Below are 13565 nucleotides of genomic sequence, written 5' to 3'. Positions count from 1 at the left end.
GGTGGTGCTACGGCAGCGTTAGGATCTCCGCCCCCGTCTCCGTCACCACCAGCGTGTGCTCGAACTGCGCCGTCCGCTTCCGGTCCCTCGTCACGACCGTCCAGCCGTCGTCCCACATGTCGTACTCGTGCGTGCCCAGCGTCAGCATCGGCTCGATCGTGAAGGTCATCCCGGGCTGGATGACCGTCGTCGCGTGCGGACTGTCGTAGTGCGGGATGATCAGGCCGGAGTGGAAGGACGAGTTGATGCCGTGGCCCGTGAAGTCACGCACCACGCCGTAGCCGAAGCGCTTGGCGTACGACTCGATCACGCGGCCGATGACATTGATCTGACGGCCCGGCTTGACCGCCTTGATCGCGCGGTTGAGGGACTCCCGGGTCCGCTCCACCAGCAGCCGGCTCTCCTCGTCGACGTCACCCACCAGGTACGTCGCGTTGTTGTCGCCGTGCACCCCGCCGATGTACGCCGTCACGTCGAGGTTGATGATGTCGCCGTCGCGCAGCACCGTCGAGTCCGGAATGCCGTGGCAGATCACTTCGTTGAGGCTCGTACACAGGGACTTCGGGAAACCCCGGTAGCCGAGCGTCGACGGGTAGGCGCCGTGGTCGCACAGGTACTCGTGCGCCACCTGGTCCAGTTCGTCGGTGGTGACCCCGGGCGCGATCAGCTTCGCCGCCTCGGCCATGGCCCGGGCGGCGATACGGCCGGCGACGCGCATCGCCTCGATGGTCTCCGGAGTCTGCACCTCCGGGCCCGAGTACGGCGTCGGCGCGGGCTTGCCGACGTACTCGGGACGGCGGATGTTTCCGGGTACGGAACGGGTGGGAGACAGCTCCCCTGGTACGAGCAGCGACTGGCCAGACATGCCAGCGAGTCTAACCAGCGGGCATGGGATTGACGGTGCCGCCCGATGCGGGCTGAGGTCTTTGCCTTCCTTCCCGGAAATAGGAACGAAAGTTCCTTCATCGAATGCGTGACCATCGTGGGTGGTGCTCGTTGGGTGCGGTGAGGGGATTCTTGAGGCGGGGGACGATCAGGTGTACGGGAAGTTTCGGGCAGGGCCCGGTTGCGTGGTGCAGGCCTACCGGTTTGCCCTGGACCCGAATGTCGGTCAGGAGCGGGCGCTGCGTTCGCACTGCGGTGCCGCCCGTGCTGCGTACTGCGGTGCAACGAAAGCCAAGCTGCCGCTGCACGTCCGAGTCTTCACCTGCGACACCTGCGGCCTGATCCTGGACCGGGACGAGAACGCAGCCCACAACCTGGTCGCCCTCGCGGCGGCCTGCACCACTGGTACCGGAGTGGCCGGAGACCAGGACATGCCCCGCGTGTCGAAGCCCCGTGGAACCGACCGTAAGACCCGCCGCCAACGCTCCGACCGGAACACCGGCCGGGGCGGGCGGGCAGGTGGCGCAATCCTGCCGCACGAGTGGCAGAAGGAAACGGGAGACCGTCGTCAAGACACCGAAGCGCAACTCGCGCTCCGGTGACACCGTCACGGACCTTCCAGACGGAAACGCCTGGAATGCCGAAAGTCACGGAGACTTAGGTAACGGAACATGTCCCTGGCGAGGAGAGGAGCAGGTCATGGCCTTGTTCAAGAAGCGTACCGTCGGAAAGCCGGGCGAGTGGTACTACTGCCTGGAGCACAAGAAGGTCGAGGAGGGACCCGACTGCCCCGGCAAGGACCGCTTCGGCCCCTACACGTCCCGCAGGGAGGCCGAGCACGCGATGGAGACCGCCCGCGAGCGCAACCTCCAGTGGGAGAACGACCCCAACTGGCATGACGCCCCCACCAGCACCGACGACTAGGCCGGTGCCGATGCCGCCTCGCGTTGCGCGCGCACGCTCTTCGCGTGCTCGCTCGTCCGGGCGTCGTACGTCATCAGCTTCGGCAGGCACAGCGCCAGCAGCCCCACCGCGCCGGCGCACAGCAGTCCGCCCGACCACACCGACGCCCGCACGCCCCACCACGCGGCGAAACCGCCCGACCTGACCTGGCCGAGGGTCGGTCCGACGGAGTACGACAGCAGCTCGATCCCGGCGAGCCGGCCGCGCAGCTCGTCCGGGATCGTCTGGTTCCACATGACCCCGCGGAAGATCCCGCTCACCATGTCGCAGCCGCCCGCCACGGTCAGGAACAGCAGTACCAGCCATACGTTGCCCACGACCCCCGCGGCCGCGATGGCCACGCCCCACAGCGCCGCCGCCAGCACCACCATCCGCCCGTGCCGATGGATCCGCCCGGTCCAGCCGCTGCTCACGCTCACCAGCAGCGACCCGAACGGCACCGCCGCGTACATCAGGCCCAGCGACCACTCCGCGTCCAGCTCGTCCGCGAGAAACGGCAGCAGCGCCAGCGGCATCGCCAGGAACATAGCGGCGATGTCGACGGCGTAGGTGCCGAGGAGTTCCTTGCGGCTCCAGGCGTACCGGGCTCCCTCGGCGATGGCCTTCAGCGACGGTTTCGCCGCCTCGTGCGCGGCGGGGGAGGAGGCGAGCGGGATGATCAGTACGACCGAGACGGCGAAGGTCAGCAGGTCGGCCGCGTAGGCCCAGCCGAAGCCCGCGTACGCGACCACCACTCCCGCCACCGCTGGGCCCGCGACTCCGCCGACCGTCCAGCGCAGGGCGTTCAGGGAGGCGGCGGCCGGCAGGTGGTCATGGGCCACGATCCGCGGCCAGAGCGAGTCGAGCGCGGGGCGCTGCACGGACACGAGTGCCGAGGAGAGGGCTGCCACCACATACAGCGGCCATACGGCGGGCTGCGGCAGCAGGGCGTTCACCAGCAGCAGCGCGCTCAGCAGCCCCTGCCCCGCCTCGGTCCAGATGATCAGGCCCCGCTTGTCGAGCGCGTCGGCGAGGGCACCGCCGTACAACCCGAAGACGATCAGCGGGATCAGCTCCACGGCCCCGATCGCCCCGACGGCCGCCGCGGACCCGGTCAGCTCCTTGATCTGCACCGGCAGCGCCACGAACGTCAGAAAGCTGCCGAAGCCGGAGATCAGCCCCGACAGCCACAGCCGCCGGAAGTCGGCGGAGGCACGCCAGGGGGCGAGGTCGGGGAGGAAGGAAGTCACGAGAGGTCATGGTCGGGAGGGGCGGGAGAGCGGGGCAACTGCTTTTCGGAGCGGGGCGTCGGCGCGCGGCGGTCACGAAGAGGGTGGTGACTGGTCCTTCGGCCGGTCACTGGCGCCCGGCCGGGTCATCGCCGCGCGCCGCCGTGGCGGAGGGTGGAAGGGCGGGATTGAGGAGCCGGCTGTCTCACCACCGCGCCGGTGGCGGCGCCGTCAGCTGGTCCGCCAGTGCCGAGAGGCGGTCCCGGAAGCGTCTGCGTGCCCGGGGAGAGGGGACGGAGCTCTCGCCGGCCGCCGCGCTCACCAGGTGCTGCACCGTGTCCAGGTCCAGGTCCGTGCCCTCGGGGACCGCCAGTGACTCATGCGCCATCGCCACCAGGTCCCCCTCGCCGGGCCCCAGCGCCAACACCGTCGCCCCGGCCCGCCGGGCGTCATGCACCCGCTCCAGCAGCCCGTCGTGCGGCCCGTGCGGCGACACTCCCGATACGGCGTCCAGCCCCTTCGGTGATCCCGCCAGTCCTGCGTCCGGCCCCCGCGGCGGCTCCGCCAGTCCTGCGTCCAGCCCCCGCGGCGGTCCCGCCAGTCGCGCGTCCGCGCCCTGGGGCGACACCACCAGCAGCGTCTCGCCCCGTCGCGCCGCCGCAAGACGGCCGAGGCCGACCGCCAGATGTGCCGGGTCCGAGGCGCGCGCGTCATGCCGTACGAGCGTCGGGGTCAGCTCGGGCGTGCCCGACCACGCGGCCTCGTCGACCAGATGGGCCGCGAGATGCCACGGCTCGTACTCCGGTGTGCCGACGAGCAGCAGCCCGCCGCCGTGCGAGACCACCGAGCCCCGCAGGACACCCGCGAACCGCCGGGTGGCCCCCAACCACTCGGTCCCGGCGAGCACTTCGCGCAGCAGCGCGACCCGTACGGCATCCATGGGTCCGCATCCTGCCGCACCACGCCACTCGTGACCGGCGGTTCACCAGGAATTCGCCCAACCTGGGCAAGCAGTACGACATGCCGGCATCCGCCGCCTCCCTGCCCGCCTCCGTCCCCTGTCTGCTCAGCGACGACCGCGGCGCCACCTGGTCGATCGGGTACATCGACCAGAATCCCAACGGCTACGTGAACGTCAACGAGACCACCGCCGCCGAACTCCCCGACGGCCGCGTCTACTTCAACGCCCGCAACGACTCCCCGTCGCCCGGCAACCGCGCCGACGCCCACTCCAAGGACGGCGGCCGCACCCTCCACCATCCCTTCCGCCCCCAGGCCGGACTCGACGGGCCGGTCTGCGAGGCCGGCGTCCTGCAGCTGCGCGACCCCGACGTGCTGCTCTTCTCCGGCCCCGCCTTCCCCGGCGGCCGCACCCTGAGGACGATCCGCGTCTCCACCGACTCCGGCACCACCTGGCACCCCCGCGTCACCGTCGACGGCCTGCCCGCCGCCTACTCCGACCTGGTGCGCATCGACGCCGACAGCGTCGGACTCCTCTACGAGACCGGCGACTTCGGCGCCTACGAGCGCATCGTCTTCCGGCGCGTGCCCGTGACGCGGCTCACCTGAGCGAAGGGGGCTGTCGACGCGGACGTAAAGTCGGGCCATGACCTCTACCGACAGTGCTGCACAGAAGGCTCCCGCCAAGGATCCCTGGGACCTTCCCGATGTCTCCGGGCTTGTCGTCGGCGTGCTCGGCGGGACCGGGCCGCAGGGCAAGGGCCTGGCCTACCGGCTCGCCAAGGCCGGCCAGAAGGTGATCATCGGCTCCCGTGCGGCGGACCGCGCGCAGACCGCCGCCGAGGAACTCGGCCACGGTGTCGAGGGCGCCGACAACGCCGAGTGCGCCCGCCGCAGCGACATCGTGATCGTCGCCGTGCCCTGGGAGGGCCACGGCAAGACGCTGGAGTCGCTGCGCGAGGAGCTCGCCGGGAAGCTGGTCGTCGACTGCGTCAACCCGCTCGGCTTCGACAAGAAGGGCGCCTACGCGCTGAAGCCGGAGGAGGGCAGCGCGGCGGAGCAGGCGGCGGCGCTGCTGCCGGACTCACGGGTCACGGCCGCCTTCCACCACCTGTCGGCGGTGCTGCTGGAGGACCCGGAGATCGACGAGATCGACACCGATGTGATGGTGCTCGGCGAGGTCCGCGCCGATGTCGAGATCGTCCAGGCCCTGGCCGGCCGTATCCCCGGCATGCGCGGCATCTTCGCCGGGCGGCTGCGCAACGCCCACCAGGTCGAGTCCCTGGTCGCGAACCTGATCTCCGTCAACCGGCGCTACAAGGCGCACGCGGGACTCCGCATCACGGACGTATGAGGGGATGGGGGACACTGGACGGCGACGTACCGCAGTGTCCCCCCGACAGGAGCCCCTCGCATGCCCCGCCTCGCCCTCTACGCCCTGGTCGTCTGCGTCCTCGCCGTGGCCGCCGCCGTCGTCTCCTTCGCGCAGGGCAGCTTCCTGGGCATCATCTGGGTACTGCTGGCGGGGCTGTCGTCCAACATGTGCTGGTACTACCTGAAGCGCGGGAAGGCCGCCGCCTACCAGAAGCGGTAGAGGTCCCAGCCGAGCGCCGTCTCCAGTTCGCTCACCCCGAGCCCCCGCAGCACCGCGTCGACCATGTCGAAGAACACGCCGTTCACCGCGGGCAGCCACAGCAGCGCGAACACGAACAGCAGACCGAACGGTGCGAACGGCTCCACCTGGCGCCTGATGTTGTACGACAGCCAGGGCTCGATCACGCCGTAGCCGTCCAGGCCCGGAACCGGCAGGAAGTTCAGGATCGCGGCCGTGACCTGGAGCAGGGCGAGGAAGGCCAGCGCGAACCGGAAGTCGTCGGGGACGCCGTCGAGGGCGTCGAGCCAGAACGGCGCCGTGCACACAGCGGCGAACAGCAGGTTCGTGAGCGGACCCGCCGCCGAGACGAGGCTGTGCCGCCACCGCCCCCGGATCCGCCCGCGCTCGATGAAGACGGCACCGCCGGGCAGACCGATCCCGCCCATGATCACGAAGAGGACCGGGAGCACGATGCTCAGCAGCGCGTGCGTGTACTTCAGCGGGTTCAGCGTGAGGTAGCCCTTCGCGCCGACCGTGATGTCGCCGCTGTGCAGCGCCGTGCGGGCGTGGGCGTACTCGTGCAGACACAGGGAGACGATCCAGGCCGCCGTCACGAACAGGAACACGGCGAGCCCCGGCTGCTCCGCGAAGCCGGTCCAGGTCGCCCAGCCGGTCACCGCCGTGACGGCCAGGATCCCGACGAAGACAGGACTCATCCGGCGCTCGCTGTGACGGGTGGTGGTGGCGGTCATGCGGCTCCCTGAACTGGTCGGCACGCGGAGTGCTGCCGCCCGACGGTACCGGGCGCACCGGGAAAACGTCTCGCGGTCGTGCGTGGGTTCCGTAGAAGGTAGGGGGATGGGGATCTGGCATGTGTTCTACGCGGACTGGCAGATGGAGTGCTGCGGCAAGCCGTTCTCGGCGGGCGAGGAGGTGAGCCGGCCGCTGCTGCTCAAAAGCTCCGGGGAGGTCCTGGGCGGCGGCGACTGGGACGACCGGCTGGCGAAGGTCGTCGGGGAGGTGGCGGATGTGCGGGGCGTCCGGGTGCTCCAGGAGGAGACGGGACTGACGGTGGCGCTGCACGAGCACACAGTCGACGTCGTGGCACCGGAGGACCTCGGCGAGGAGCGCCCCCGTGACCGGATCCGTCTCGTCGGGCTGCTGACGGTCGAGACGCACGGGGGCCAGTGGCCGGAGGTCACCGGCCGGGTGCGGGACATCCAGATCCTGACCCAGGAGTACGCCGAGCCCGTACCCGGCTCGGGCACCTGGGAGCCGGTGCCGGGGGAGCGGGCGCTGCGGCCGGTCGACAGCTGCCCGAAGTGGTTCAAGGACACGGGCCCGGACTCACGCGGCCGACGGCGGATGGAGGCCGGAGTACTGGTGACCCTGGAGGCCCCGACGGCCTGAACCGAGCCGTCCGCCGATCCCACCCCCGCTCTCCGGAGACAATGGACCCCGTGCGCTATCGCATCCTCGGCACCACTCAGGCCCTCCGTCCCGACGGCACCCCCGTACCGGTCGGCGGGGCGCGGCTGCGTGCCCTGCTCAGCGTGCTCGCCCTGCGGGGCGGGCGGGCCGTGCCCGCGCAGTTCCTCGTGGACGAGGTGTGGGGCGCGGATCCGCCCGCCGACGCCGCGGGGGCGCTGCAGGCGCTCGTCGGGCGGTTGCGGCGGGTTCTCGGAGCCGGTGCCGTGGAGTCCGTGGCGGGTGGGTACCGGCTGGCCGCCGGGCCCGACGACATCGACCTGCACCGTTTCGAGCGGCTTACCGCCGACGGCATCCGCGCCCTCGCCGACGGCGACCCCGCCAAGGCCGCCGGCGTCCTCGACGACGCCCTCGCCCTGTGGCGCGGCCCCGCCCTCGCCGACCTCCCCGACCGTGCCGCCGAAGCGGCCCGCTGGGACACCCGCCACCTCGACGCCCTGCGCGCCCGCCACACCGCCGCCCTCGCCCTCGGCCAGGCCGAAGCCGCGCTGCCGGAGCTGACCGCCCTGTGCGACAGCCACCCGCTGGACGAGCCCTTGCAGGCGCTGCGCCTGCGCGCGTTGCGCGACACCGGCCGCCCCGCCGAGGCGCTGGCCGCCTACGACGACGTACGACAGCTGCTCGCCGAGCAGCTCGGGTCCGAGCCCGGTGCTGAACTGCGAGCGCTGCACGGGGAGTTGCTGAAACCGGCGCCGCAGGCCGCTCAGCTCGGCAACCTCCGCGCCCGGCTCACCTCCTTCGTCGGCCGGGAGGCCGACATCGATGCCATCCGCGGGGACCTCGGCAGCGCCCGCCTCGTCACGCTCCTCGGGCCCGGCGGCGCCGGGAAGACCCGGCTGTCGCAGGAGGCCGCCGAGACGCTCCGGGACACCGCCCGGGACGGGATCTGGCTGGCCGAGCTCGCACCCGTCGACGACCCGGCCGCCGTACCGGAGGCCGTGCTCACCGCCGTCGGGGCCCGCGAGACCGTGATGTACGGCGCCGGTGCCGAGGAGTTCCGTACCGCCGTCGCCGACCGGCACGACGACCCGGTCGAGCGGCTCGTGGAGCACTGCGCCCGGCGCCGCATGCTGATCGTCCTCGACAACTGCGAGCACGTCGTCGACGCCGCCGCCCGCCTGGTGGAGCAGCTGCTGGCCCGCTGCCCGGGACTGACCGTCCTGGCCACCAGCCGCGAACCCCTCGGCGTACCGGGCGAGGTGCTGCGCCCGGTGGAGCCGCTGCCGCAGCCGTACGCCCTGCGGCTGTTCGCGGACCGCGGCGCAGCCGCCCGGCCCGGGTTCCGCGTCGACGACGACCCCGAGGCCTGCGCCGAGATCTGCCGCCGCCTCGACGGCCTGCCCCTCGCCATCGAACTCGCCGCCGCCCGGCTGCGGATACTCACGCCCCGCCAGATCGCCGACCGGCTCGACGACCGCTTCCGGCTGCTCACCTCCGGCAGCCGTACCGTCCTGCCCCGCCAGCAGACCCTCAGGGCCGTAGTCGACTGGTCCTGGGACCTGCTCGACGAGGACGAACGGGACGTGCTGCGGCGGCTGTCGGTCTTCGCGGGCGGCTGCGACCTGCCCGCCGCGGAGGCCGTGTGCGGGACCGCCGCACTGGAGGCGCTGGGTTCCCTTGTCGACAAGTCGCTCGTCGTGTCCACCCCGTGCGGCGACGACGCGATGCGCTACCGGCTCCTGGAAACCGTCGCCGAATACGCCGGCGAACGCCTGGACGAGGCCGGGGAACGCCCCCGCGCCGAGCGCGCGCATCTGACGTACTACCGCGAACTCGCCCGCACCACCGACCCGTTGCTGCGCGGTCCCGGCCAACTGGACGCCGTGGAAAGGCTCCAGCGGGAGTACGAGAACCTGCGCACCGCCCTGAGGCACGCCGTCGCCGAGCGTGCCGAGCAGGAGGCGCTGACGCTGGTGCTGTCGCTGGCCTGGTACTGGCAGATGCGCGATCTGCGGATCGAGGCCCGCAACTGGTGCAAGGAGGTCATGGCGCTCGGCCCCGACCCCTTCGCCGTACCGGTCCGGCCGGCCGAGCCGGTCTGGCAGCGCTGCACCGCCGAGCCGCCGCCGTACACCGGAGAGATCCTGGCGGAGGCCCGGCGCGGGGTTCATCTGGCCCACCTTGCCTGTATGGACACCGAGTTGGACGCATGGCAGAACCCGGCGGCCCAGCAGAAGCTGCGCGCGATCGCCGAGGCCTATGAGCCGGGAATGCCGCAGAACTGCCGTAGCCCCGGACTGCTCGTGATCTTCGCCGTGGTGCTCTCCGGCGACGTGGACCGGGTCGGCCGGATGCTCGACGCCGCCGTGGAGACCTGCCGGCGGACCCCGGACTACGACTGGGAGCTGGCCGCCACCCTCCAGATGCGGGCCAATATGCTCGCCAACCGCCCCGAGCAGGTGAGCGCCGCCGCGCGGGACGCCGACGAGTCGCTGGCCATCTACCGGCGCCTCGGCGACGACTGGGGCACCGCCGAGGCGCTGTCGGCGCGCGCCGAGGCCCGGGAGCGCAAGGGGGAGTACCTTCTGGCAGCCGCCGACTACGAGGCTGCCATCGAGCACGCCCGGAAGCTCGGCGCCCATGCCCAACAGGCCGTCCTCACCGCCCGGTTGGGCAGCGTGCTGCTGGAGGGCGGGGACAGCGAGCGGGGCGAACGCCTGCTGCGGGAGACACTCGCCGCGCTGGACGGCGGCCACAACGAGGCGATGCCGTTCTGCCGGGTCGCCCTCGCCGGCTGGCTCAGCATCACCGACCGGGTCGCCGAGGCGCGCGAGCACATCCGGCTGCTGCGCGAGGAGTTCTCCATCGCCCACTTCATCGTCTTCGACGCGTTCATCCTGGCGCAGGAGGCCTGGCTGGACGTCTCCGAGGGCCTCCACGAAGAGGCGCGGGAGAAGATCCGGCGCGGTATCGAACAGGCCGAGGACCCGCTGTCGAAGGCCATGGCGCCGCAGATGGTCTCGGTCTACCTGACCGTCGCCGCGCTGGCGCTGGCCGGGAGCGGCGAGGGCGTCGACGCCGCCCGCTGCCTCGGGGCCGCCGACGCGCTGCTGCTGCCCGGGCATCTGCACTCCTCGCTGGAGCGTGAGTCAAGGGAGCGGGCGGTGGCGGCGGTGCGGTCGGTGCTCGGTGACGAGGAGTACGAGGCGGGGTACGCCGAGGGCGGCGGCCTCACCGCGAAGGAGGCAGCCGCCCTGGTGTGATCCTTTCGGGATCAGGTCTTGGTACGGAACTTGTGGATGGCGATCGGTGCCATGACCGCCGTGAGCAGCACGGACCAGCCGAGCGTCAGCCACAGGTCGTGGGCGACCGGACCGCCGATCATCAGTCCGCGGGCCGCGTCCGCGAGCGAGGACAGCGGGTTGTAGTCGGTGAAGTTCTGCAGCCAGCCCGGCATCGACTGGGTCGGTGCGAAGATCGACGAGCCGAACTGGAGCGGCATCAGCACCAGGAAGCCCATCGCCTGCACGGACTGCGCGTTCTTCATCACCACGCCGAGCGTGAGGAACACCCACATCAGCGCCGAGCCGAAGGCCACGGACAGCGCGACGGAGGCCAGCAGACCGCCCCAGTTGTCGATGTCGAAGCCCACGAGCACGCCGACCGCCATGAGCACGCAGGTCGCGAACAGCATGCGCATCAACTCCACGGCGATCTTCGCGAACAGCACCGAGCCGCGGCCGATCGGCAGGGACCGGAAGCGGTCCATGACACCGGAGTTGAAGTCCTGGTTGAAGCCGGTGCCCACGCCCTGGGCCATGGTCATGCCCATCATGGCCAGCATGCCCGGCATGACGTACTGCACGTACTCGTCCTGGCCGCCGCCCAGCGACTGTCCGATGGAGCCGCCGAAGACGTACACGAACAGCAGCGTGAAGACGATCGGGAACAGGACGGCGTCGAACATCGACTCCGGGTCCTGTCGGATCCACAGCAGATTGCGGCGTACGAGCGCCCCGGTGTGCCGGGCATGCGCACGCAAGGGGATTCCGGTGTCTGCGGTGATGGCGCTCATACGGCGACCTCCTCGCGGTCGTCGACGGGCACGGCGTCCTGCGGGGCACTGGCACGGTGGCCGGTGAGGGACAGGAACACCTCGTCGAGGCTGGGCAGTTCGGTGGTGACGGAGGAGAGGGTGACTCCGCGCGCGGTGACGGCACCGACGACGGCGGTGAGCTGCTCGTCACTGAGGATCGGCACCAGCAGCGCGCCGCGGTCGGTGTCGACGGTGGTGGTGGCGAGCCCGGTGATCCCGAGGCTGTCGAGGTGGGAGGCGAGCGGCCGCAGCTGCAGCGGATCGGCCGGCTTGATCCGAAGGGTCCGCCCCCCGACCTTGGCCTTGAGCTCATCGATCCCGCCCTTGGCGATGACCTTCCCCCGGTCGACGACGGTCAGCTCGGAGGCGAGCTGCTCGGCCTCTTCCATGTACTGGGTGGTCAGCAGCACGGTGACCCCGTCGCCGACCATGGCCTTCACCTCGGCCCACACCTCGTTGCGGGTACGGGGGTCGAGCCCGGTGGTCGGCTCGTCGAGATACAGCACAGCCGGGTGCCCGATCATCGAGGCGGCGAGATCGAGCCGCCGCCGCATACCGCCGGAGTAGGTGGCGGCGGGCCGCTTGCCGGCGTCGGTCAGCGAGAACCGCTCCAGCAGCTCATCGGCCCTGGCCCGGGCGTCCCGCCTCGACAGATCGAGCAGCCGCCCGATGAGATACAGGTTCTCCCACCCCGGAAGCTTCTCGTCCACGGAGGCGTACTGCCCGGTCAGCCCGATCACCCGGCGCAACTGCCGAGGCTGCCGTACGACGTCGTACCCGACGACGGTGGCCTGCCCGGAGTCGGGCGCGAGCAGCGTGGACAGAATCCTCACCAGGGTGGTCTTCCCGGCCCCGTTGGGCCCGAGCACCCCCATCACGGTCCCCTCGCGCACATCCAGATCCACACCGTCCAACGCCTTGGTCTCGCCGTAGTGCTTGACCAGCCCCCGCACGGTGACGGCGCTGCCCGCGCCGGTGGGGTTCTTGTCGATTCGTGTCATGCCCCCGAAGCTGCCAGCCCCCACCGACAAACCACCGACAGGGGGCCTACAGGGGCCTACAGACTGCCGACACCGATCTCCGAACCCGCTGCCCGGTAGCCCAATAGGGGCCGTACGGGGGCTTTCTGCCCTGTCTGGGGCAGCGCAGCTCGCCGAGCGCGATCGAGGGACCGCTGCGCCACGGGAAGGGGCCCGGCCCCCTCCCTCAGGACCGCACCGCCTCCGCCTCCTGAGGCACATGCCCCGCGACGACCCGCTCCCGACCGGTCTCCGGCACCCGGCTCCGGTCCACCGCGTACGCTGCCCCGGCCACGCCCAGGCCCAGCACCGCCAGTGCCCCGCCCGCGACCGCCGGGGACGTGACGCCGAAGCCTGCCGCCAGGGCCAGACCCCCGATCCACGCACCCCCGGCGTTCGCCAGGTTGAACGCGGCCTGGTTCGCGGAGGACGCCAGGGACGGGGCCGACGATGCCTTCTCCATGACCATCAGCTGGAGCGGGGAACCCGTCACGAACGCCGCCATGCCGAGCAGCACCACCGCCACCGCCGCGCTCCACGCCGAGGACATCAGCAGCGGGAACAGCCCCAGGACCAGGGCCAGCGACGCCAGCCCGCCGAACAGCGTCGCGCGCATCGCGTGGTCCGCCAGGCGTCCGCCCAGCAGGTTCCCGGCCGTCGCGCCGACGCCGAACAGCGCGAGCAGGACCGTCACGCTGGCGTCGGCATAACCGGCGGCGTCCGTGAGCATCGGTGTGATGTAGCTGTACGCCGCGAAGAGCGCCCCGAAGCCCGCCACCGTCGTACCGAGGGCCAGCCACACGGGCAGCGACTTCAGCGCCGCCAGTTCGCCGCGCAGACCGTGAGCGGGGGCACCCCCGCCATCACGCGGGATCAGCAGGGCCAGCGACACGATCGCGGCCAGCCCGATCGCGCTCACCCCCAGGAACGTCGCCCGCCAGCCCAGGTGCTGGCCCATGAGCGTGGCCACGGGGACGCCCGCGATGTTCGCGACCGTCAGGCCCAGGAACATCAGGGACACCGAGCGGGCCTTGCGCTCGGGCGCCACCAGGGACGTGGCGACGACCGCGCCCACGCCGAAGAAGGCGCCGTGCGGCAGGCCGCTCAGGAAGCGGGCGGCGAGCAGTGAGCCGTTGTCGGGGGCGAAGGCCGACAGCGCGTTGCCGGCCACGAAGAGGACCATCAGGCCGATCAGGACCTTGCGGCGGGACATGCGGGCGGTGACGGCCGCGAGGAGCGGGGCGCCGATGACGACGCCGAGGGCGTACGCCGAGACGAGGTGGCCGGCGGTCGGGATGGAGATGCCGAGGTCGGCCGCGACGTCGGGCAGCAGGCCCATCATCACGAACTCGGTGGTGCCGATACCAAAAGCGCCGACGGCCAGAGCGAGCAGGGCCAGGGGCATGAAGGGC

At 71.6% G+C, this 13565-nt stretch carries 13 protein-coding genes and 1 pseudogene; 7 read left to right on the top strand and 7 right to left on the bottom strand.

The features are described 5' to 3' along the window. Positions 1–7: 7 nt before the first annotated feature. Positions 8–865: a type I methionyl aminopeptidase gene (gene map / locus RMT89_RS30480; protein ID WP_315886998.1), complete on the bottom strand. Its 858-nt coding sequence runs from the start codon at positions 863–865 to the stop codon at positions 8–10. 205 nt (positions 866–1070) lie between these two features. Here map and RMT89_RS30475 point away from each other — a divergent pair, with 205 nt between their 5' ends. Then, the gene (locus tag RMT89_RS30475; protein WP_315886997.1) at positions 1071–1487 is read left to right on the top strand and encodes a zinc ribbon domain-containing protein; all 417 of its coding nucleotides are present in this window, start codon (positions 1071–1073) and stop codon (positions 1485–1487) included. Positions 1488–1584: 97 nt separating this feature from the next. Then, positions 1585–1809 carry a hypothetical protein gene (locus RMT89_RS30470; protein WP_315886996.1) on the top strand — a complete coding sequence of 75 codons (225 nt, stop codon included), beginning with the start codon at positions 1585–1587 and terminating at the stop codon, positions 1807–1809. Here the strand turns inward: RMT89_RS30470 and RMT89_RS30465 are convergent. Together RMT89_RS30465 and RMT89_RS30460 are read right to left on the bottom strand one after the other, a co-directional pair. Continuing rightward, on the bottom strand, positions 1806–3077 hold the full coding sequence (locus RMT89_RS30465) for an MFS transporter (protein ID WP_315886995.1): 1272 nt from the start codon (positions 3075–3077) through the stop codon (positions 1806–1808). The genes RMT89_RS30470 and RMT89_RS30465 overlap by 4 nt on opposite strands. A gap of 184 nt (positions 3078–3261) precedes the next feature. After that, positions 3262–3996: a hypothetical protein gene (locus RMT89_RS30460; RefSeq protein ID WP_315886994.1), complete on the bottom strand. Its 735-nt coding sequence runs from the start codon at positions 3994–3996 to the stop codon at positions 3262–3264. A gap of 119 nt (positions 3997–4115) precedes the next feature. Here RMT89_RS30460 and RMT89_RS30455 point away from each other — a divergent pair. From RMT89_RS30455 to RMT89_RS30445, 3 genes and pseudogenes are all read left to right on the top strand, one after another. After that, positions 4116–4625: pseudogene (locus RMT89_RS30455) on the top strand (exo-alpha-sialidase); the annotation flags it as partial. A 37-nt stretch (positions 4626–4662) separates the two neighbouring features. Then, the gene (gene npdG / locus RMT89_RS30450) at positions 4663–5370 is read left to right on the top strand and encodes an NADPH-dependent F420 reductase (RefSeq protein WP_315886993.1); all 708 of its coding nucleotides are present in this window, start codon (positions 4663–4665) and stop codon (positions 5368–5370) included. 60 nt (positions 5371–5430) lie between these two features. Then, complete coding sequence (locus tag RMT89_RS30445; RefSeq protein ID WP_315886992.1) at positions 5431–5610, top strand: hypothetical protein; 180 nt, start codon at positions 5431–5433, stop codon at positions 5608–5610. Here the strand turns inward: RMT89_RS30445 and RMT89_RS30440 are convergent. Beyond that, a complete protein-coding gene (locus tag RMT89_RS30440; protein ID WP_315886991.1) occupies positions 5595–6362 on the bottom strand; it encodes a site-2 protease family protein in 768 nt (255 codons plus the stop codon). The two genes, RMT89_RS30445 and RMT89_RS30440, sit on opposite strands and share 16 nt — an antisense overlap. A 106-nt stretch (positions 6363–6468) precedes the next feature. Between RMT89_RS30440 and RMT89_RS30435 the strand changes: the two genes are divergently transcribed. Together RMT89_RS30435 and RMT89_RS30430 are read left to right on the top strand one after the other, a co-directional pair. After that, positions 6469–7020, top strand: coding sequence for a DUF6578 domain-containing protein (locus tag RMT89_RS30435; RefSeq protein ID WP_315886990.1), 552 nt, complete (start codon positions 6469–6471; stop codon positions 7018–7020). A gap of 41 nt (positions 7021–7061) precedes the next feature. Continuing rightward, complete coding sequence (locus RMT89_RS30430; RefSeq protein ID WP_315886989.1) at positions 7062–10301, top strand: BTAD domain-containing putative transcriptional regulator; 3240 nt, start codon at positions 7062–7064, stop codon at positions 10299–10301. An 11-nt stretch (positions 10302–10312) separates the two neighbouring features. On the opposite strand, the gene RMT89_RS30425 is transcribed toward RMT89_RS30430, so the two are convergent. From RMT89_RS30425 to RMT89_RS30415, 3 genes are all read right to left on the bottom strand, one after another. Continuing rightward, positions 10313–11113: an ABC transporter permease gene (locus RMT89_RS30425; protein WP_315886988.1), complete on the bottom strand. Its 801-nt coding sequence runs from the start codon at positions 11111–11113 to the stop codon at positions 10313–10315. Then, the gene (locus tag RMT89_RS30420) at positions 11110–12135 is read right to left on the bottom strand and encodes an ATP-binding cassette domain-containing protein (RefSeq protein WP_315886987.1); all 1026 of its coding nucleotides are present in this window, start codon (positions 12133–12135) and stop codon (positions 11110–11112) included. The genes RMT89_RS30425 and RMT89_RS30420 overlap by 4 nt, the downstream gene beginning before the upstream one ends. 205 nt (positions 12136–12340) lie before the next feature. Then, complete coding sequence (locus RMT89_RS30415; protein WP_315886986.1) at positions 12341–13558, bottom strand: MFS transporter; 1218 nt, start codon at positions 13556–13558, stop codon at positions 12341–12343. Between the last annotated feature and the right edge of the window lie 7 nt (positions 13559–13565).

The organism is Streptomyces sp. P17, assembly GCF_032436805.1.
GTDB lineage: Bacteria > Actinomycetota > Actinomycetes > Streptomycetales > Streptomycetaceae > Streptomyces.
This window is presented reverse-complemented; position numbering and strand designations above follow the sequence as displayed.